General features: G+C 27.4%; 18 protein-coding genes. 1 reads left to right on the top strand and 17 read right to left on the bottom strand.

Annotation, left to right across the window (positions count from 1 at the left end; all coding sequences use genetic code 11):
- Positions 1-55 precede the first annotated feature (55 nt).
- A complete protein-coding gene (locus RATSFB_RS01835; RefSeq protein WP_014094350.1) occupies positions 56-694 on the bottom strand; it encodes a C40 family peptidase in 639 nt (212 codons plus the stop codon).
- Between the two features lie 372 nt (positions 695-1,066).
- Positions 1,067-1,207: a hypothetical protein gene (locus tag RATSFB_RS07445; RefSeq protein ID WP_242821410.1), complete on the bottom strand. Its 141-nt coding sequence runs from the start codon at positions 1,205-1,207 to the stop codon at positions 1,067-1,069.
- Here RATSFB_RS07445 and RATSFB_RS07560 point away from each other — a divergent pair.
- On the top strand, positions 1,158-1,892 hold the full coding sequence (locus RATSFB_RS07560; protein ID WP_371136979.1) for a ZIP family metal transporter: 735 nt from the start codon (positions 1,158-1,160) through the stop codon (positions 1,890-1,892). The two genes, RATSFB_RS07445 and RATSFB_RS07560, sit on opposite strands and share 50 nt — an antisense overlap.
- A 22-nt stretch (positions 1,893-1,914) precedes the next feature.
- Here RATSFB_RS07560 and RATSFB_RS01825 read toward each other — a convergent pair whose 3' ends face one another.
- The 15 genes from RATSFB_RS01825 to gnd all read right to left on the bottom strand — a co-directional run bounded on the left by RATSFB_RS01825 (position 1,915) and on the right by gnd (position 17,865).
- The gene (locus RATSFB_RS01825; RefSeq protein ID WP_242821409.1) at positions 1,915-2,625 is read right to left on the bottom strand and encodes a YaaA family protein; all 711 of its coding nucleotides are present in this window, start codon (positions 2,623-2,625) and stop codon (positions 1,915-1,917) included.
- Positions 2,626-2,724: 99 nt separating this feature from the next.
- Positions 2,725-3,246, bottom strand: a complete 522-nt coding sequence (locus RATSFB_RS01820) for a hypothetical protein (protein WP_014094346.1) — start codon at positions 3,244-3,246, stop codon at positions 2,725-2,727.
- A gap of 83 nt (positions 3,247-3,329) precedes the next feature.
- Positions 3,330-3,842 (bottom strand): hypothetical protein, encoded by a 513-nt coding sequence (locus RATSFB_RS07435; protein WP_242821408.1) that lies wholly within the window; start codon positions 3,840-3,842, stop codon positions 3,330-3,332.
- 8 nt (positions 3,843-3,850) lie between these two features.
- Positions 3,851-4,156, bottom strand: a complete 306-nt coding sequence (locus RATSFB_RS07430; RefSeq protein ID WP_242821407.1) for a hypothetical protein — start codon at positions 4,154-4,156, stop codon at positions 3,851-3,853.
- A gap of 2 nt (positions 4,157-4,158) precedes the next feature.
- Complete coding sequence (locus RATSFB_RS01810) at positions 4,159-4,788, bottom strand: ECF transporter S component (protein ID WP_014094345.1); 630 nt, start codon at positions 4,786-4,788, stop codon at positions 4,159-4,161.
- A gap of 79 nt (positions 4,789-4,867) precedes the next feature.
- Complete coding sequence (locus RATSFB_RS01805; RefSeq protein WP_014094344.1) at positions 4,868-5,620, bottom strand: hypothetical protein; 753 nt, start codon at positions 5,618-5,620, stop codon at positions 4,868-4,870.
- A gap of 302 nt (positions 5,621-5,922) precedes the next feature.
- On the bottom strand, positions 5,923-7,257 hold the full coding sequence (gene nox, locus RATSFB_RS01800) for a H2O-forming NADH oxidase (protein ID WP_044035493.1): 1,335 nt from the start codon (positions 7,255-7,257) through the stop codon (positions 5,923-5,925).
- Positions 7,258-7,406: 149 nt separating this feature from the next.
- Entirely contained in the window at positions 7,407-8,018 is a 612-nt protein-coding gene (locus tag RATSFB_RS01795) for a hypothetical protein (protein WP_014094342.1), read from the bottom strand.
- Between the two features lie 112 nt (positions 8,019-8,130).
- Positions 8,131-10,377 carry a peptidoglycan-binding domain-containing protein gene (locus RATSFB_RS01790; protein WP_014094341.1) on the bottom strand — a complete coding sequence of 749 codons (2,247 nt, stop codon included), beginning with the start codon at positions 10,375-10,377 and terminating at the stop codon, positions 8,131-8,133.
- A gap of 105 nt (positions 10,378-10,482) precedes the next feature.
- The gene (locus RATSFB_RS01785) at positions 10,483-12,804 is read right to left on the bottom strand and encodes an ABC transporter permease (protein ID WP_014094340.1); all 2,322 of its coding nucleotides are present in this window, start codon (positions 12,802-12,804) and stop codon (positions 10,483-10,485) included.
- Entirely contained in the window at positions 12,805-13,509 is a 705-nt protein-coding gene (locus RATSFB_RS01780; protein WP_014094339.1) for an ABC transporter ATP-binding protein, read from the bottom strand.
- The gene (locus RATSFB_RS01775) at positions 13,502-14,719 is read right to left on the bottom strand and encodes a hypothetical protein (protein WP_014094338.1); all 1,218 of its coding nucleotides are present in this window, start codon (positions 14,717-14,719) and stop codon (positions 13,502-13,504) included. The genes RATSFB_RS01780 and RATSFB_RS01775 overlap by 8 nt, the downstream gene beginning before the upstream one ends.
- A 120-nt stretch (positions 14,720-14,839) precedes the next feature.
- The gene (locus RATSFB_RS01770) at positions 14,840-15,460 is read right to left on the bottom strand and encodes a cyclase family protein (protein ID WP_014094337.1); all 621 of its coding nucleotides are present in this window, start codon (positions 15,458-15,460) and stop codon (positions 14,840-14,842) included.
- On the bottom strand, positions 15,461-16,942 hold the full coding sequence (gene zwf / locus RATSFB_RS01765; RefSeq protein ID WP_044035624.1) for a glucose-6-phosphate dehydrogenase: 1,482 nt from the start codon (positions 16,940-16,942) through the stop codon (positions 15,461-15,463).
- Between the two features lie 23 nt (positions 16,943-16,965).
- Positions 16,966-17,865: a phosphogluconate dehydrogenase (NAD(+)-dependent, decarboxylating) gene (gene gnd / locus RATSFB_RS01760; RefSeq protein WP_014094335.1), complete on the bottom strand. Its 900-nt coding sequence runs from the start codon at positions 17,863-17,865 to the stop codon at positions 16,966-16,968.
- Positions 17,866-17,940: the final 75 nt, after the last annotated feature.

The raw sequence follows: 17,940 nt of genomic DNA, 5'->3' as shown, positions 1-17,940 counted from the left end.
TTTTATAATATAATTAAAAAATAAAAAGTGATACTTTAAAAAAGTATCACTTAACTTAATAAGGTCTTGTCGCCCACGCATATCTAGAACCATAATATCCACCAATTATATCAGAAATAGTAACACCTGTACTTGTATTTGCTGCATGTGCAATTTTACCATCTCCAATATAAATTCCTACATGTGATAAAGATGAGTAAGTGTTACAAAATACTAAATCTCCAGGTTTAAGATCACCCTTACTCACCCTACTTCCTACATATGCTTGTGCCTGACTAGTCCTCGGAATATTAATTCCAAAACTTTTATATACATACACAGCAAATCCAGAACAATCAAATGAATTCGGTCCCGTCCTACCGTATACATAAGGCTTTCCAACTAAACTTTTCGCAAAATCAGCAATTTTACTTCCTAATTCCTGATTAGAATCTACTTTTCTAGGTGCTATATTACTTTCATCTACTTCTTTAACATCAATATCAGGCCTTATATCTAAATCAATATCGTTTGAAATATTAATAGACGTCTCTCCATTGACTATCTTATCATAAATAATCTCTGCAATCTCTTCATTATTACTATACTGTCCATCTTGTTCACTAACAAGTAGCGGTTCAGCTTTTGGAAAACTAACTGTCAAAACGCATCCAAGAACCATTACTCCCAAAAACCTATTTAATCTACTGTTCATGAAAACCTCCTAAAAATTTAAAACCAAATTAAATACAAACCAAACAAGTAAATCACATAAATATGATTACGATGATTCTAGCTTTAATCTAATTATTTATTTAAAACATTTACCATTAGCAAGGTCCACTTATACTATAACATTATAAATTAAAAAATCAAACCAATAAATTAATAATTCAATATTATTAAAACATATTTTTTAATAATATATTATTATTTTTGTATTCCAATTAATATTTTGTTAATCTATTCATGTTTTTTTTGTACACATCCAAAATTTAAAACTCAATCAAAATACTCACTATATAAAACTCTCACTTCAAGTAACAAATATAATCCACATTAATACTATAATATAAAATTTATTTTCTTAACTTTCTAAATAATTATTGGGAGTATTTAATATTGAAATGGATACATTTTCACCTTTAGTTCTTTCATTAATAAGTACAATATTTGCGATGATTTCTACTATATTAGGTGCATCTTGCATCTTTTTTATGAAAAACAATTTAAATATAAAGTATTATAAAATATTTTTGGGTTTTACTGCTGGAATCATGATCTCATCATCTATATGGTCACTAATAATACCAGCAACTGAATTATCTAAAAATAAATTGAATAATTTGCTTGGTATATCTTTTGGTTTCATATTAGGAGCTATTTTCCTTAAGTTATTAGATAGATTCATATCCAATATAATTTTAAAAATACAACTACCTATAACAATATCTTCAAAAAAGAAAGTATTACTCATCTTATCCTCTGCTTTAAGAAATTTAATAGAAGGAATTTCCATAGGTATTGCTTTTTCCCTAACTAGATCTGAAAATCTAGGAAGTTTTGCAGGGGCTGTTGCATTATCTTTATCCATGGTATTACAAAATTCTATAGAAGGATTTGCTCTATCAATACCTTTTAAAAACGAAAAATATTCAAACCTAAAATCATTTTTACTTGGATCTATCCCAGGACTTCTTGAGCCCATTGGTGGAATAATAGGCGTACTTCTATCAAATATACTCTCAGATTTTATGCCTATAATATTAGCCTTTGCTGCCGGAACAATTATAATAACGGTTGTAGATGAAATCATACCTGAATATAATTTAAACTCACATAAAAATTTTGGTACAGCTGGTTTTGTTTTCGGCTTCCTACTACTATTAATGTTAGACATAATTTTAAAATAGAGGTACTCATAATTGAGTACCTCTATTTTGTGAATATATATTCATTCTTATTTGATAATGTTTCATTAAAACTATACCCATTTTCATTAAATTCCCTTAAATCTTTATATCTATTAATCTTATTTTTTACGATAAAATTAACCATTTTACCTCTTGTTATCTTAGAGTCCATAGCATAAGATTTGATGGTATTATTCTTCTTAATTTTAAAACTGCATGTTACAAACTCATCTTTTTCACTCAAATATGGAATTATAGCCTTACTATATTCATTTGAACATAAATTTAATATTTCATTATCATACGTTACAAGATCATCATAAATACATTTTCCAAAATATGCATAAATATCCTTAAACTCTCCAATCTTCACTTTAGTTTTAAATTCTAATCTATACTCGTATATACTGTCATAAGGTTTTAAAATCCCATAAACTCCACTTAAAATTCTTATATGATCTTTACAAAACTCTATCTCTTCATTATCAAATACATTTGCATTAATATTCTTATATACAGTTCCTGTGTAAGATAAAATCGCAGGATTCCCATTTAAATCAAATTTAAATTTTTTATATCTACATCTATTAATTTTTAATAATTCACCATCTATCCCCATTATATTTCTAATCTCTTCATCACTCAACGAATTAATTTTATAAACTATTTCCTTAGCTTTTTCAATATAGGTCGGCATAGTTAAATTATTGTAACTATCATCTACTTCCTTCATAGTAAGAGAAGGAGATATTATACACACCATATTTTACATTCCTCACAATTAAAATTATTAATAAAACAAAAGAGTAATGGCAAAAATTTACCCTTACTCTCATAATATCAAAGCATTTATTTTATTTAAATGTATCTTCTCAAATTCAATACTCTCCCGTCTAAGTTTCTGAGTATCTATAAGAATATTTATAAATCTAGAAAGTGACTCATCACTATAATTTTCATTTTCTAAAATCCGTTTTTGATCATTTATCAACTGCTTAATCTTATTTCTTGTAGATATCTTCTTATCATTTATTTCGTTTTTATATCCTCTAATCTCTTTCCATATATTATTTCCAATATCAACTTTTATTTCATCTAACCTCTTTTTGATCCTATTATTTAATTCTTTATTCTCTTTTATCAAAATATTATTTTTTTCAGTATCAGCATCTAAAACAACAAACTTATCCACAAAATTATCCCTAAGTTTGTCAATACTAATACTATTCAAAAAATATATTCCACTATCATTATAATACTCCTGTGTAGGATCTTTGAGTGCTGAAACTTTATTCGTAATTAAAAACACTAAAAGCAAAAGACTTACGCACAACATCACCATATTCTTTACCATATACTGTTCCCCCCGGAAAATAATATCTCTTTAGAAAAATTATTTCCTTTATCTACATAAATATACAAATTTAAATATTAAATTTATCTTAAAAACCTGTTATGATAAATAATCGCACCTATTGAAGTTGCAAATACAGAATTCTCTGGTATTATGAATCTTACATTGTGAAGAAGTTCAAGTCTACTAAATATATTTTTTATAACAAAAAATTCAGTTAATGTTCCTGTAAGTACAATGTCCTTAATACTTTCATTTTTTATATAAAATATAGCAATAAGACCTATAGTTTGACAAATCATATTCATTATGCCAAGTGATAAATCTCCCTTACTTGCAAATTTCGAAATTTTTCCAAAATTTGAGGCTGTAATATCAGGAGGTAAGCCAGCTATAGGTTCCTTACATATATCATCTATACTTAAATCCACATTTCTAAGTTCACCACATTTAAAATATTCTTCAATCATATCTACATCTTTTGTTCCTAATAAAATAGAAGATAATCCAAGAAGTGTTCCTCCTCCAACCCCACTTCCACCTATATGGGTCATAGATTCACCGCACGCTTTTACATATGCAGTGCCTGTCCCCATACTAACTATTAAAGCTGATTTTTTTTTGATATATAAAGTCCACCATATCCAATCGCATTAAACTCATCTACTTTATACACCTTTATTCCACAAATCTCATCTTTCATGTCACAACTTCCAACTCCAGTTAATGCAATCGATGAAATATCACTCAATGAAAAATTATAAGAATTTAAAAATTTATACACCATATCAAAGCCAGATACACTTCTTTCCTCTGCATTTAACTGAAATGAATAAATTTTTCTATCTTCACTAAGTCCAACAATTTTCGTTGTGGATGCTCCAATATCTATTCCTAAAACTATTTTCATAATTAATTAATTTCGTTTATATTACCCTTATATATCTTTGCTACTCCATAAGCTACAAGCCCACCGAGTATACTTTCAGGAATTCCACTAGTCACTATCGTAGTCGATATTATTCCTATTAAAGCTTCATATGGAGCATTTAAAGCTGTTGCATATTCCTGTCCAAAAAATATATATACAAATAATAGAAGCAAAACGGAAGCAGCAAAATTAGCTATAAAAGTACCTACAAAAGTCTTAAAGAACAAATTTTTAACATTTTTAAACATAAGCATTATGAAAAAATAAGTTAATGCTCCAATTAATATTCTCGGAACAAAACAAATAACTAAACTAAAAAAGTTTCCACTTATTTCACCAAGTGAATAAAATGGAGTAAATAAGAAAGCTATTGGTGAAGGTGGCATAAACGTCCAAACAAGAAAACTAAGAAGTCCATATACAAATCCCATTATCAATCCACCTTTAAATCCAAGCACAATGGCCCCAATTATAACTGGAATATGTGCAAGTGTCATAACAATTGGTCCTATTGCAGGTAAAGATCCTAGAGGAGTAACCGCAATTATAATCTCGATAGCTATTAAAATAGCAAGTTTAGTTAAAAATACTGATTTTTTTTTGTCGTACATGAAACAAAATAACTCCTTTTAAAATAAAAATTATAACCCTTATTTTAAACTAATTATTATAAAATTTAAATAGTTAATCTTAATAAACCAAATTAACAATTCTTTGATCATTTATAAATAAATCAATAAGTTTATATCCATCACCATTTTCTCTCAAGATTACTTCAAAATTATCCCTAATAGTAGATAAATTCTTATTAACATAAGTCAAATATGAATTAATCTTAATTACATCTCCACTTTTTTGTATAATCCAATCCTCAATATTTGTTTTAATATTAGGAAATTGTGTCAAAGTTGAGAATTCATGAGATAAATTGACTACACTTTTACTTATTTTTATAAGCTTTACTTTATCTTCATAGGACACATCCTTATAATTTGTAGTATTTAAAACTTCCTCTTTTAAGTTCGTGTGAATATAAGGATCTTCATACATAAAATTTTCAAAATCATTAGATAAGTGTGTTAATTTACTTTCTCCAAATAATTCTCTATTTTCAAAAATTAAATTTTTATCTCCAAAATCACTTGAACTATTTATTACACTTTCATTCACTTTGTTTTCTTTTATATAACTATCTCTTTGTGAAGATACTAAAAATATACAAAAGATAAGTATTAAGATAATAAATACCAAACTTCTTAAATCACGTTTAAATTTCCGATCATCTCCAAAATGATTATCAACGCATTCATTAGCTTCTTTTTGCTCTATAACCAATTCATCTTTACCAAGAATTTTTCTAAGTCCATTAATTTTATCATCACACACAGAACACAAACTTAAGTTATCGGGTATCTCTATTTTACAGAACTCACATTTCCTCATTTCAATCAACTCCGCTCAAAATTAAAAATTAACAATTTATATTCATATTATAATTTTCGTAACATTGTGTATTTATTTTGAGGATACATAAAAAATAAAAATCTCCAGCTCATAAATAGCTAGAGATTTTAAAAATTTGTATAGTAAGTTATAGTAAAAATTAAGGATATCTAATTAATTCCATTTTCAAAATTTTTTATACAATTTTTTTTAAAATTATTTAAGTTAACTTTTATCTATATCTTTACATACTAAATTTTATATAAAATAAATAAATCTATTTAAAATAGGTCTTCCATTTATTACTTAGCTGTAAGAGCAGCCATTGTTATATAATTGTATGGTTGATTAAAGTGTGGTAAGAAGAATAGATCTAACAATCTTAATTTATCTATAGTAACTTTCTCTTGTATAGCTAAAGAGAACATATGTATTCCCATAGATATATCTTGTTTAGATGCCATTTGAGCTCCCAATACCCTTCTTGTTTTCTTATCATACACAATTCTAACTTTAACATTATTATTATCATGTTTCATAAACGCCGGCTTTTGAGAATCTTCATACTCAGTATACTCTGGATCAAATCCAAACATTTTAGCTGTATTTACAGTTAATCCTGTAGAAACCATATTAAGTCCATATATTGAAATACCATTTGATCCTTGTACTCCAATTGACTCAAGTTCTGTTCCACAAGCATTGTGAGCTGCAACAATTCCAGTTCTAACAGCATTAGATGCAAGTGCTATATAGCTAGTTTGGTCTTTTGAATTATCATAAATTGTAGCACAATCCCCTATAGCATAAACATCTTTAACACTAGTTTCACCTTTTAAGTTAACTTTAAACGCACCATTTCCTATTGTTTCTATTTTCCCTTTTCCAATAGATGTATTTGGTAAAAATCCAATTGCTAATACTACCATGTCAGTATCTATTTCACCTTTATCTGTTACAACCTTCTCAACTTTTCCATTACCTTTAAGTTCAACAACTTTTTCACCAAATCTCAAATCTATACCATTATCTAAAAGATTCTGTTCCATCATTTTTGTAAATGGCTCATCATAATATCTCTCTAAACATGTTGATGCTAAATCTAAAAGAGTCACACTCTTACCATGTCTTTTAAATGCTTCAGCAAGCTCAACACCAATATATCCTGCACCTATAACAGTTATTTTCTTTATATCAGGATTTTTAAGTCTTTCTATAGTTTGAGCTGCATCTTGATATAACTTAACAAATTGAACATTTTCAAGATCTTTTCCTGGTATATTTGGAGAAATTGGGAGAGATCCTGTAGCCAATATTAACTTATCATAACTTTCCTTAATTTCTTCTCCATTTTTATTTTTCCCAGTTATAATCTTATTTTCAAAATCAATATCTTCTATTTCAGTTTCCATGTGTACTTTTGCACCTTTAGCTTCCATTTTATCTTTGGAAGAATAAAATAATCCCTCTGGTCCATCAATCACATTTCCAATCCAAAGTGCCATTCCACATCCTAAAAAGCTTATGTTTGAATTTCTATCAAAAACTACAACTTCATTATCTTTATAATTATCTAACACAGTATTAATTGCAGCCGTACCTGCATGGTTAGATCCAACAAAAACAATTTTACTCAAATACTTCATCCTCCTAAATTCTTTAACATATTTCCTTATATAATATAACATACTTTATTAACTAAAAAACATAATTCTTAAATTTTTTTATATTTTTTAGTATCTATTAAACCTTGATAATTATACTAACAATATAACAAACCGATTAACTAATTTAAATGACTTATAATTTCCAAATAACTCGAAAATAAAACATATAATATTTCATCATTTAACTCTATAATATATTTATTATCTCGTTTAACTACAGTAAATTCTCCATCAGTACTTTTTCTTTCAATACTATCTGCATATGAAACAAACAAATTTGCAATATATGATGTTCCCGATGTATTCTCTAAGTTTTCACCATTTCCATTCAATAAAATATGTTGAAGTGTTTTTCTATAAGCATCATATAAATTAAAATTATTTATAGTTACTTTAACCTTAAATATCTCATTAGTAACCTTCTTAACTTCCCCTACACTATATGTAAAATCCATAACCTTATTTTTTATAATGTCGTGAATCTTTTTCATGTCCTCATCAGAATTATCCATATTTATTAAACTTTCTATATATTTACGATACGTTTCTTTAGATTCATTATCATATAAGTACATCATACTCTCTTCAAATCTTTCATTCTTTAAATAATCTAAAAAAGTAATAACTACTTTTTTTTGTTGATTTGAACCACATGAAACAAAAATAACTAAGAATAGTATTATAAAAAATAACACCGATGAACTTCTCTTAATAATATTAAATTTTATCATTCTACACCCCTCTATTTAAATATTCAAGATTATTATATAACATCTTAAACTATTATAAATAAAAAGATTTCCTAAACATTAAAGCAATGATAGAAAATCTTATAAATTTTAACTACTCTTTATAAATTTTTTCATATTCTAAAATTAATCTATTCCAAACATTTTTGTCAATTTTGCGTGTTATATCAAACATAAATTTATTTTGAAACTCATTTATATAGGATAATGTATTTTCTCCAAATACCCCATCATCTTTAAGTTCAACATTAGTTCTAAAATATCCTTTAGAATTACTCCTTATAAAATTTATATATTGCTGGGCTAATGTAACATATCCACATACATCTCCAAACTCTAATTCAAATCCTGGATATTTCATAGAAATTTCAGATCTTAGAGATTTACTACAAAGCTTATTTTCTTCCTCTCTATACGCTCTTATCTTATCACTTTTCTCTTTAATATCGTCTTTTTTTAATTTTCCTTCCAATTTACCATCCATGTTGTTATTTATTGCATTCTTAAGTGCCTTCAACTTAGTTAAAGTTTCATCTCCCAAAATACCATCGCATATAAGAGCAAATCTTTTTTGGAAATTTTTTATAGCCTCCTCCATATTAACTCCAAAATTTCCATCCTCAACTAAAATATCTAAAAAATGATAATGCTTAGCCACAATGTTAAATAACTTTTGAAGTTTTTCTACATAACTTCCTTTATCTCCATACTTAATTGGTAACATATCTTCAAATTTTTGATCTTCATATTCTTTCCTTTGATACATAATCCTGCTATCTTTATTAACACTATTTTCTATAAAATCCTGTAGACTCTCTATATTTTCCTTAACATATTTAATTCTAGAAAACGTATTCTTACCAACAATTCCATCAACAACAAGTCCAAATACTTTTTGAAAATATTCCACTGCTCTTTTGGTATTTTCTCCAAAAATCCCATCTTCATCTAATTTTTTATATCCAGGTATATATTTTAAAATATTGTTTAAATTATTTTGAACTTCTTTAACCAACGCTCCTTCACTTCCAAGTCTTAAAACTCTGTTATTACTCATTCCCTCTTCAGCATCATCATAATCTCCAAACAATCTTTTAATTAATGAATAAACTAAAGATATTTTCTTCCAAGTTTTTTCTCCAACTATGCCATCAACTTTTAAATTGAATATTTTTTGAAAATCTTTTACAGACTTCTCTGTTTCATCTCCAAAATTCCCTGTAATATCTGATATCTTTGATACACCTGGATATTTTGTTGCAATTAAGTTTAAAGCTTTCTGAATAAACTTAACATCCTTACCATAATTTCCATGATGCAATTCCTTATCCGGATATTTTTTAATGATAGACTCAATATTTGGAATTTCTACAATCTCAATATTATCCCCAAAATATTTTTTCAATATATCTAAAGCATCTAATCCATCCTCAGCAAGCCTTAAACTTCCCCATCTTGATAAAACTCTATAATCACTAGTTACATTATCACATTTTGCAAGAAGTGGCTGATTAAACCCACTAACTTTAATGCATTTGTCAAATATGTCGTCTACGATATTACAAACATTTCTAAATAAATTCCTACCTTTAACATACATTTGATCATAAATAGGGCTACTTGTAACTTCAAATCCATATCCCTTACTTCTATACCAATTTGTATAAATTCTATTCAATGATAAAGATACAATAGCGTATATATTTGCCTTTATGGCTTCATCATTCCATGTTGGATAAATAGTTGAACAAGTAACATTTTTTACATAATCAACAAATGGAATTGTAATAATCTCGCCATTATCATTAGGCTCTCCGAGATGTATTGTTATAAATTCAGGTATACAAACATCTCCACTTTTAACAATAGGTTTTATGCTATTATCATCTTTTAACAATCCATTTTTTATTTTCACATCATTATCCTTTGATTTAAAAACACAAGGTGTTTCATTCTTTAAATAAATATGTTCCTTCTTAGACTTACTTTTTTTATCTTTATTGTGATGTTTCCTAAATAGATCCCTACTATCAAATTTAACTTCTTGAATAGATGTGGTGTTTGAATAAACTTGTATCCCCTTAATTTCAACTATCTTATCATTCTCAAACCTTACTTCAGCATCTACTTCCGTATATGGAATACACTCATTTGATTTATCAAAAGTCAAATTTATATTCTTTGTGTAAATTTCAATCTCATCACTTCTTCCATCTTCGTTTACACCAAGTATTTTATTAACTTCACGTCCATCGATATTAGTTATTTTTATTTGAGCATTAGAAACTGGAGTCGCGCCGTTATCCTTGGCAATTTCAAAAACTAAATAACCCTTTTCCAAATAAATTCACCTTGACTTATTAATAATAATTAGTTTATTTAAAAGTTTTAGAATATGTTAAACTTTTTTACAAACAAAAAAGGCTTAAGTAAAAAACTTAAACCTTTATTCAACACCCTTAAGTGCTTCAATCATATTAATTTTCAAAACTTTCCTTTTTAACAATAAATTTGTAAATATTGAAAAAATCATAACTACTACAAAAGATAAAAGTATGCTATATCCAGAAATATTTTGAGGCAATGTAGCTCCTCTATCAGCTATTAGAACTTGCATATATTTAAATAGCAAAATACCAAAAGGTATTCCAATTATACTACCAAACACACTTAAAACTATATTTTCAATAAATATAAGCCTATTTATTTCTTTATCATAATATCCAAGTACCAAAAGAGTCGCAATCTCACGCATACGCTCAAAAATATTTATAGATGTAATATTATATATAACAGATATTGCAAGAATAGCTGATCCAACTATAATTATCATTATAACACTATCTATCATTTTTAAAATATCTTTTGCAAAATCCATCATATCTCTAGATAGAGTTATAGAACTTATATTTTCATTTTTCTTCAACTCATCAACTATTTCCGTAACATTATCTTTATTATTAAGTTTTATAAATGCACTATTAAATGGAAATTCTATATTATTCTTCTTCAATATATCACTCGACACATATATCATTTGACTTGAATACATTTGTGCAACATCACTAACATTTAAATCTAAATTAACTGAATTTAATCCAAGATTTATATCAACATTTATGTTGTCTGAAACATTCACATTATAATCATCCAAAAGTTTAGATGGAATTACCACACTATTTTCACTAAAATTTATTATATTTCCTCTCTTATCTTCAAGTTTCAAAGATGAATTATCATTTTTAATAACAACTATAGGCATTTCTATATTTTCATTTTTAAGATAAACATTCCCAATTGTTGTAAAATTCAAATCCGCAACATCTATATATCTATGATAAGATTTAACTTCATCCTCATTAACCCCATTAACCATTCTTGTTTCAAAATCATATGCCCTAATTCTTGTTTCATAGCTTAAAAGCTCATTAACAGATGATTTTAAAGAAAATCCTGTAATTAAAAACGCAATACTTCCAATCATACCAACAGAACTAAGTATCATTCTCGTTTTATTATAAAATATATTTCTTATGATAATCTTATAAATAAAGGAAATCTTCTTCCATATTTTAAGTTTTTCCAAGAAAATGTGCTTCGAATTTTTAGGAGGTTTTGGCCTTAAAGCATTTGCTGGTGACTCTTTAAGAGTTTTATGACAAGAAATTATAGTTGAAGTAATCGAAAAAAGTATAGAAATTAATATTACATAAAATATATATTCTGGATAAATTCTAAGTTTAAACATAGGAAAGGTGTACTGAGATGAAAATGTCTTTAAAATTATATTTGGCAGAGTAAAAATCCCTATTAACCCTCCAATGAACGATCCTATAATAGATGCAAGTAACGAATATATTATATATGAAAAGTAAATCCTAGAACTTGAGAATCCAAGTGCCCCCATAATTCCTATTTGCTGTCTTTGATTTTCAACCATCTTAGACATTGATATAAATGTTATAATTCCTGCAACTATAAAAAATATTATGGGAAAAATTACAACAACCTTATCAATTTGATTGAGCGCCCCATCAAATGATGAATAACTAACATGATCCTCTCTTTTAACCATATTTACAAAATTTTGTATATCTTTAAATTCATCACCATTTAAAACTTCACTTGATTTAATAAGTGCCTCTGTATAAAAATAAGAAATATTATTTTCATTAAATTTTAATCTAATAGTATCTTCTGTAATATATCCAACTCCAAACCCATCTGGATCAATATTTGCAGAAAATTTATCCCTTACTTTATAAACATACTCTGGAGAATCCATAATCCCAGATATACGAAGATCAAAATTTATGCCATTATAATCAAATTTAATATAATCCCCAATATTTAATTTATTTAACTTCATATAAAGTTTATCTAATATTATTTCATTGTTTGAAGGAAGCGTACCGTCATAAATATATGGAACATTTATATTTTTAGTTAAAGTATGTATCCTCAAATCACTATCACTATTATTTAAATTAGTTGTAGTATTAATGGTATGCCTTAATTCCAATTTATCAATTTTATTATTCGATTTATAAGCTTCCAAATCTTCTGAATAAACTTGCCTAAAATACGCAGTATAATCCATAAACTCTTGATTTTTATAATAATTCCCAATCAAATCTCTAACGGAAGTTACAGAATTTGAAAGCCCCGTAAAAAACACAGAACCTATACCGATAACAAATATTATCGAAATAAATCCACCAAGCGATGTTTTAATATCTCTAAATAATTTTAACAATAAAACTCTCATCTACCACTCAATCTCCTCAACAGGAACCTTATTTTCGTTAAATTCTATACGTTCTATAGTTCCATTTTTAACGTGTATAACTTTATCAGCCATAGGTGCTATTAAAGAATTATGTGTAATTAAAGCAACCGTCTTATTAAGTGTTTGATTTATCTCATATAAGAGTTTTAAAACTTTCTTTCCCGTATCATAATCAAGTGCTCCCGTAGGCTCATCACAGAGAAGAAGTAATGGGTTTTTTGCAATCGCTCTTGCAATCGCCACCCTTTGCTGTTCACCACCTGATAACTGTGTTGGGAAATTATTTATTCTCTCAGATAACCCAACTCTATTTAACATATCTTTAGCATCTAAAAAATCCTTACAAACACTTGTTGCAAATTCAACATTTTCAATGGCAGTTAAATTTGGTATTAAATTATAAAATTGAAACACAAATCCAATCTGTTCTCTCCTATATTTTGTTAATTGATTCTTACTAAAATTAGTAATATATTCACCATCAACAATAACCTCTCCAGAAGATGCCAAATCCATTCCACCTAAAATATTTAAAATAGTAGTTTTACCTGCCCCACTCGCACCAAGGATTACAACAAATTCACCCTTATCTATAGAAAAATTAACATCATGAAGTGCATCAATAGTAATTTCTCCAACCTTGTAATGTTTAGAAACATCTTTAAACTCAACAATCTTACTCATAAATACCATCCCTATGTATTTTTTTACCCTTTCTAGGATTTACCATAATGTTTTTCAATATATCATAATCACCCTCCCGATGCAAGTTTATAGTATCATAACATATAAGGTCCCTACTTATATCAACATACTGCTCCATTTTAAAACAGTCCTTATTATTACTCCTCTTTATTGATGAACAAAAAATATTAAATCCACTCTCATTTAAATATTTAAATCTTTCATCATTTTTATCTATTACATCACCTGCAGGATAAACAAATAAATTTGTGTATCCGATTATATTTGATACATATCTAAACCAATTGTCCATATCATTCTTAACCAAATTAAGGGTTATATCTTTAAAATCTATATTACCATATGTATTGCACGCAAATGTCCATCCATCATCTTTAAGATTATCTGCTATCCTTTTGGCTTCATAAATATCATTTGATAATTTTTTAATCCTAACACTATCTATAAACAATCTACGAGTAATATTTCTACCTGTGTTATATCCAAATATAAATTCAGAATCAACAATAGAAAGTACACCTTTTGCATTATTAAAAGAAAAATCTTCATTTTCCCTAACAAACTTATTTACAATTGTTATTACATTATCCTCTTCAGTTATTTCTTCATTCCCATTTCGAAGCTTCATCATCTTAACTTTCATATCTCCTTCATCAATGATAAGCTTTGAAGAACTATAACCAAAATCATCAACAAATAAAACAAACGGTTTCCTTCCCTTTGGAATATTTAATATCTTACGCTTAACTCTAAAATTTCCTTCTTTGTAAACCTGATCATATAGATCTGAAATATTAATTATCATGTAATTATTTTTATACAATTCCTCTAGAACTCTCTTAAACTCATCTATACTTATAAGGGAATTATAAAATTTTTTATTCTTATTAATATCTAAGCTATATAATTTTTCATTTGGAATAGGTCTAAAATACATATATTTAACATCACCATCATAAATAGACTCACTATCTTCAAAATACTCTTTATCAATATTAATAATATTTACTTTACTATCTTTAAACGAATAAACCTCATGCACTCTCTCATCTTTTTGAACGCTTCTCATAAACTTAATTGTTTCACTTCCAATTTGAATTTCATCCCAAAATGTATAAATACTTAAGATTATAAAAAGTACAATGTAAAACCACTTAAAACTAAACAAACATTTTAATTTATCAAACATAACCTTATAACCTCAAATCTAAAGTGCAAATCTATATAAATTAGTATGTTCAATCAATTATGTTTAAATTTAATTTATAGACGTGTAATTTATGGTAATAAAAAGAGAGATAGCATTAACCTATCTCTCTATAAGAATCGCTCTAGAAGGTGCACCTTCAGCTCCTTTTATTTTAAGAGGAAGGGCAACTAAAAAATATTCCCCTTCATTAATATCTTTAAGATTCAATCCTTCAAGAACAGCAATACCATCTTTAAGGAAAGCTTCATGAGTTTCATGGCTAGGTTGATCCCTCTCAACACTTAAAGCATCGATACCAATACCTTTAATCTTTTTCTTTGCAAGAAATTGGCTAACCTCTATCGATATAAATACAAACTTAAAATCAAATTCTTTCAAAAAAGAATTTCTAGTTTTAAAAATTATAAAATCATTTTCTGAAATACTATATTTATCTATATCTTTCATCTCAATCTTCTCTTCAACGTGAGATAGATCAAAAACCTTGCAATCAGTAACACATTTGTACAAGTCTTGATTATCTATAGTTTCCCCACCTTCTATCATATGAAGAGGAGCATCCATATGAGTGCCAACATGCATATCTAAAAGAGCTCTACTTTCATAACTAGTCCCCTTATTATAATCACTGACAACAGTAATTACAGGTTTCTTGTCCTCCTTATTTTTATAAACAATCATATCTGGATGAATCAAAGTCGATATATCATGTATTCTCATCTAAATATCCCACCATTTCATATTTTCTTTATGAAGTAATTTATTCATTTCATATGGTCCCTCACTTAAAGAATGATAATTATACAAAGGAATATCCTTATTGTTATCCCATATTTCAAATATTTTCTCAACATACTTCCAAGAAAACTCAGTTTCATCCCATCTCGTAAATAATGTAGATTCTCCCCTTATAGCATCATACATAAGTTTCTCATATGCCTCTGTAGAAACAAGCGAATGACAATTCTGGCAAAAATCCATTTGAATTGGTATGATTTCATTTTCATTTCCAGGCTTTTTAACGCTCAAATTTAAAAATATTCTCTCATCAGGATGTATTCTTATAACGAGAAGATTCGGTTGTAATTTATTATCTTCATTATATAAAACAAATGGAGCATTCTTAAATTCAATAACAACTTCCGTTATCTTTTTGTTAAGTCTTTTACCTGTCCTTACATAAAAAGGAACACCAGTCCATCTATAGTTGTTAATAAAACATTTTATAGCAACAAATGTTTCAACCATAGAATCACAAGATACATCTTCCTCTGACCTATATGCCTTCAAAGTACCTTTTTTATCTTCAATATATTGGCCACGAACAATATTTTCTCTTACAAATTTTTCATCAACTATCGGCATCGCCTTAAGAACCTTAACCTTCTCATCTCTTACATCTTCCGTACTTAAAGACACAGGTGGCTCCATCGCAATAAGTGTTAATAATTGAAGCATATGATTTTGAAACATATCTTTAAGAGCACCTGATTTTTCATAATACTTACCTCTTGTTAAAACTCCTAAAGACTCATTACTAGTTATTTGAATATTATCAATATATCTGTTATTCCATACGTGCTCAAGTATCGGATTAGCAAATCTTATAGCCATTATATTTTGGCTCATCTCTTTGCCTAAGTAATGATCAATTCTATAAATTTCATTTTCTGTAAATGTTTCTGTCATCTTTTTATTTAATTCTCTAGCAGATTCTAAATTCTCTCCAAAAGGTTTTTCAATTATAACCCTCTTAATTCCTTTAGTATTATCCGCCAAATTATTTGACTTAAGTTTATCTACTATAACAGAAAAATATTCTGGAGATACTGCCATGTAATAAAGTATGTTTTCATCATGTGAGTATTTTTCGCACATGCTCTTTATCAAATCTTTAAGAGATTGATACTTTTCATCTTTAACAAAATCCAACCTTAAATATTTAAAAATTTCAGAGAACTTTTCAAATTCTTCTTCTTTAAATGTGGATTTTGAAAATTCCTTCAAGGCCTTCTTAGCATTATTTCTATAATCATTTTGAGAAAATTCCCTACGTCCAACACATATAAAATTAAATTTTTCAGGTAATAAGTTTTGTATATATAAATTGTAAATTGCCGGAATTAATTTTCTATATGTCAAATCCCCTGTCGCTCCAAATATAACAAATATATTTGGTTCATTAGTATTTATTTGATCCATACTCCCCCCAAAATTTAAAAACATTATTTATTATCCTTAACAGCATGACCACCAAATTCATTTCTAAGTGCTGCAACCAACTTTCCTGTTAAAGAATCATCTTGTTCACTCCTATATCTCATAAGTAATGATTGAGTTATTATAGTCGCTGGTATTTTTAAATCAAGTGCTTCTTGTACAGTCCAAAGTCCTTCCCCTGAAGAATACATAACACCTTTTATTTTATCTAACTGAGGATCTTTACTAAAAGCATTATGAGCAAGCTCCATAAGCCATCCTCTTACAACAGAACCATGATTCCAAACCTTAGCAACTTTTTCAAGGTTTAAATCAAATCTACTTTTGTTTAAAATTTCAAATCCTTCTCCAATAGCAGCCATCATACCATACTCAACACCATTATGAACCATCTTTACAAAATGTCCAGAACCATTTCCACCACAATGTAAATATCCATTCTCAACACTTATATCACGAACTACTTCCTCTATATATGAAAATACTTCATCCTCAGCACCAATCATAGTGCAAGCGCCATTTCTAGCTCCATCAATTCCACCACTTGTACCAACGTCAACAAAATCTATTCCTTTTAATTTTAAAGTTTCATACCTTTCTAAAGTATCTTTATAATTTGAATTTCCACCATCAATAATTATATCGTTCTTATTTAAAAGAGGTACCAATACATCAATAATTTGATCAATAATTTTACCTGCTGGAAGCATGATCCAAATAACTTTTCTTCCTTCTAATTTATTAACTAATTCTTCAATTGAAGAAACTCCATGCAACCCCTCTTTAATAGCTTCTTCAACCTTTTCTTTAGATCTATTGAAACAAACAACTTCATGCCCTTTATCTCTCATATTTAGAGCTAGATTAAATCCCATTCTTCCTAATCCAATCAATCCTATTTGCATAAACAAATCCTCCTACTACAATAAATTTTATATATTAATTTTAATTAAACAAAAAGAAACGATACATATAAAATA

It is taken from the genome of Candidatus Arthromitus sp. SFB-rat-Yit (assembly GCF_000283555.1).
GTDB lineage: Bacteria > Bacillota > Clostridia > Clostridiales > Clostridiaceae > Dwaynesavagella.
This window is presented reverse-complemented; position numbering and strand designations above follow the sequence as displayed.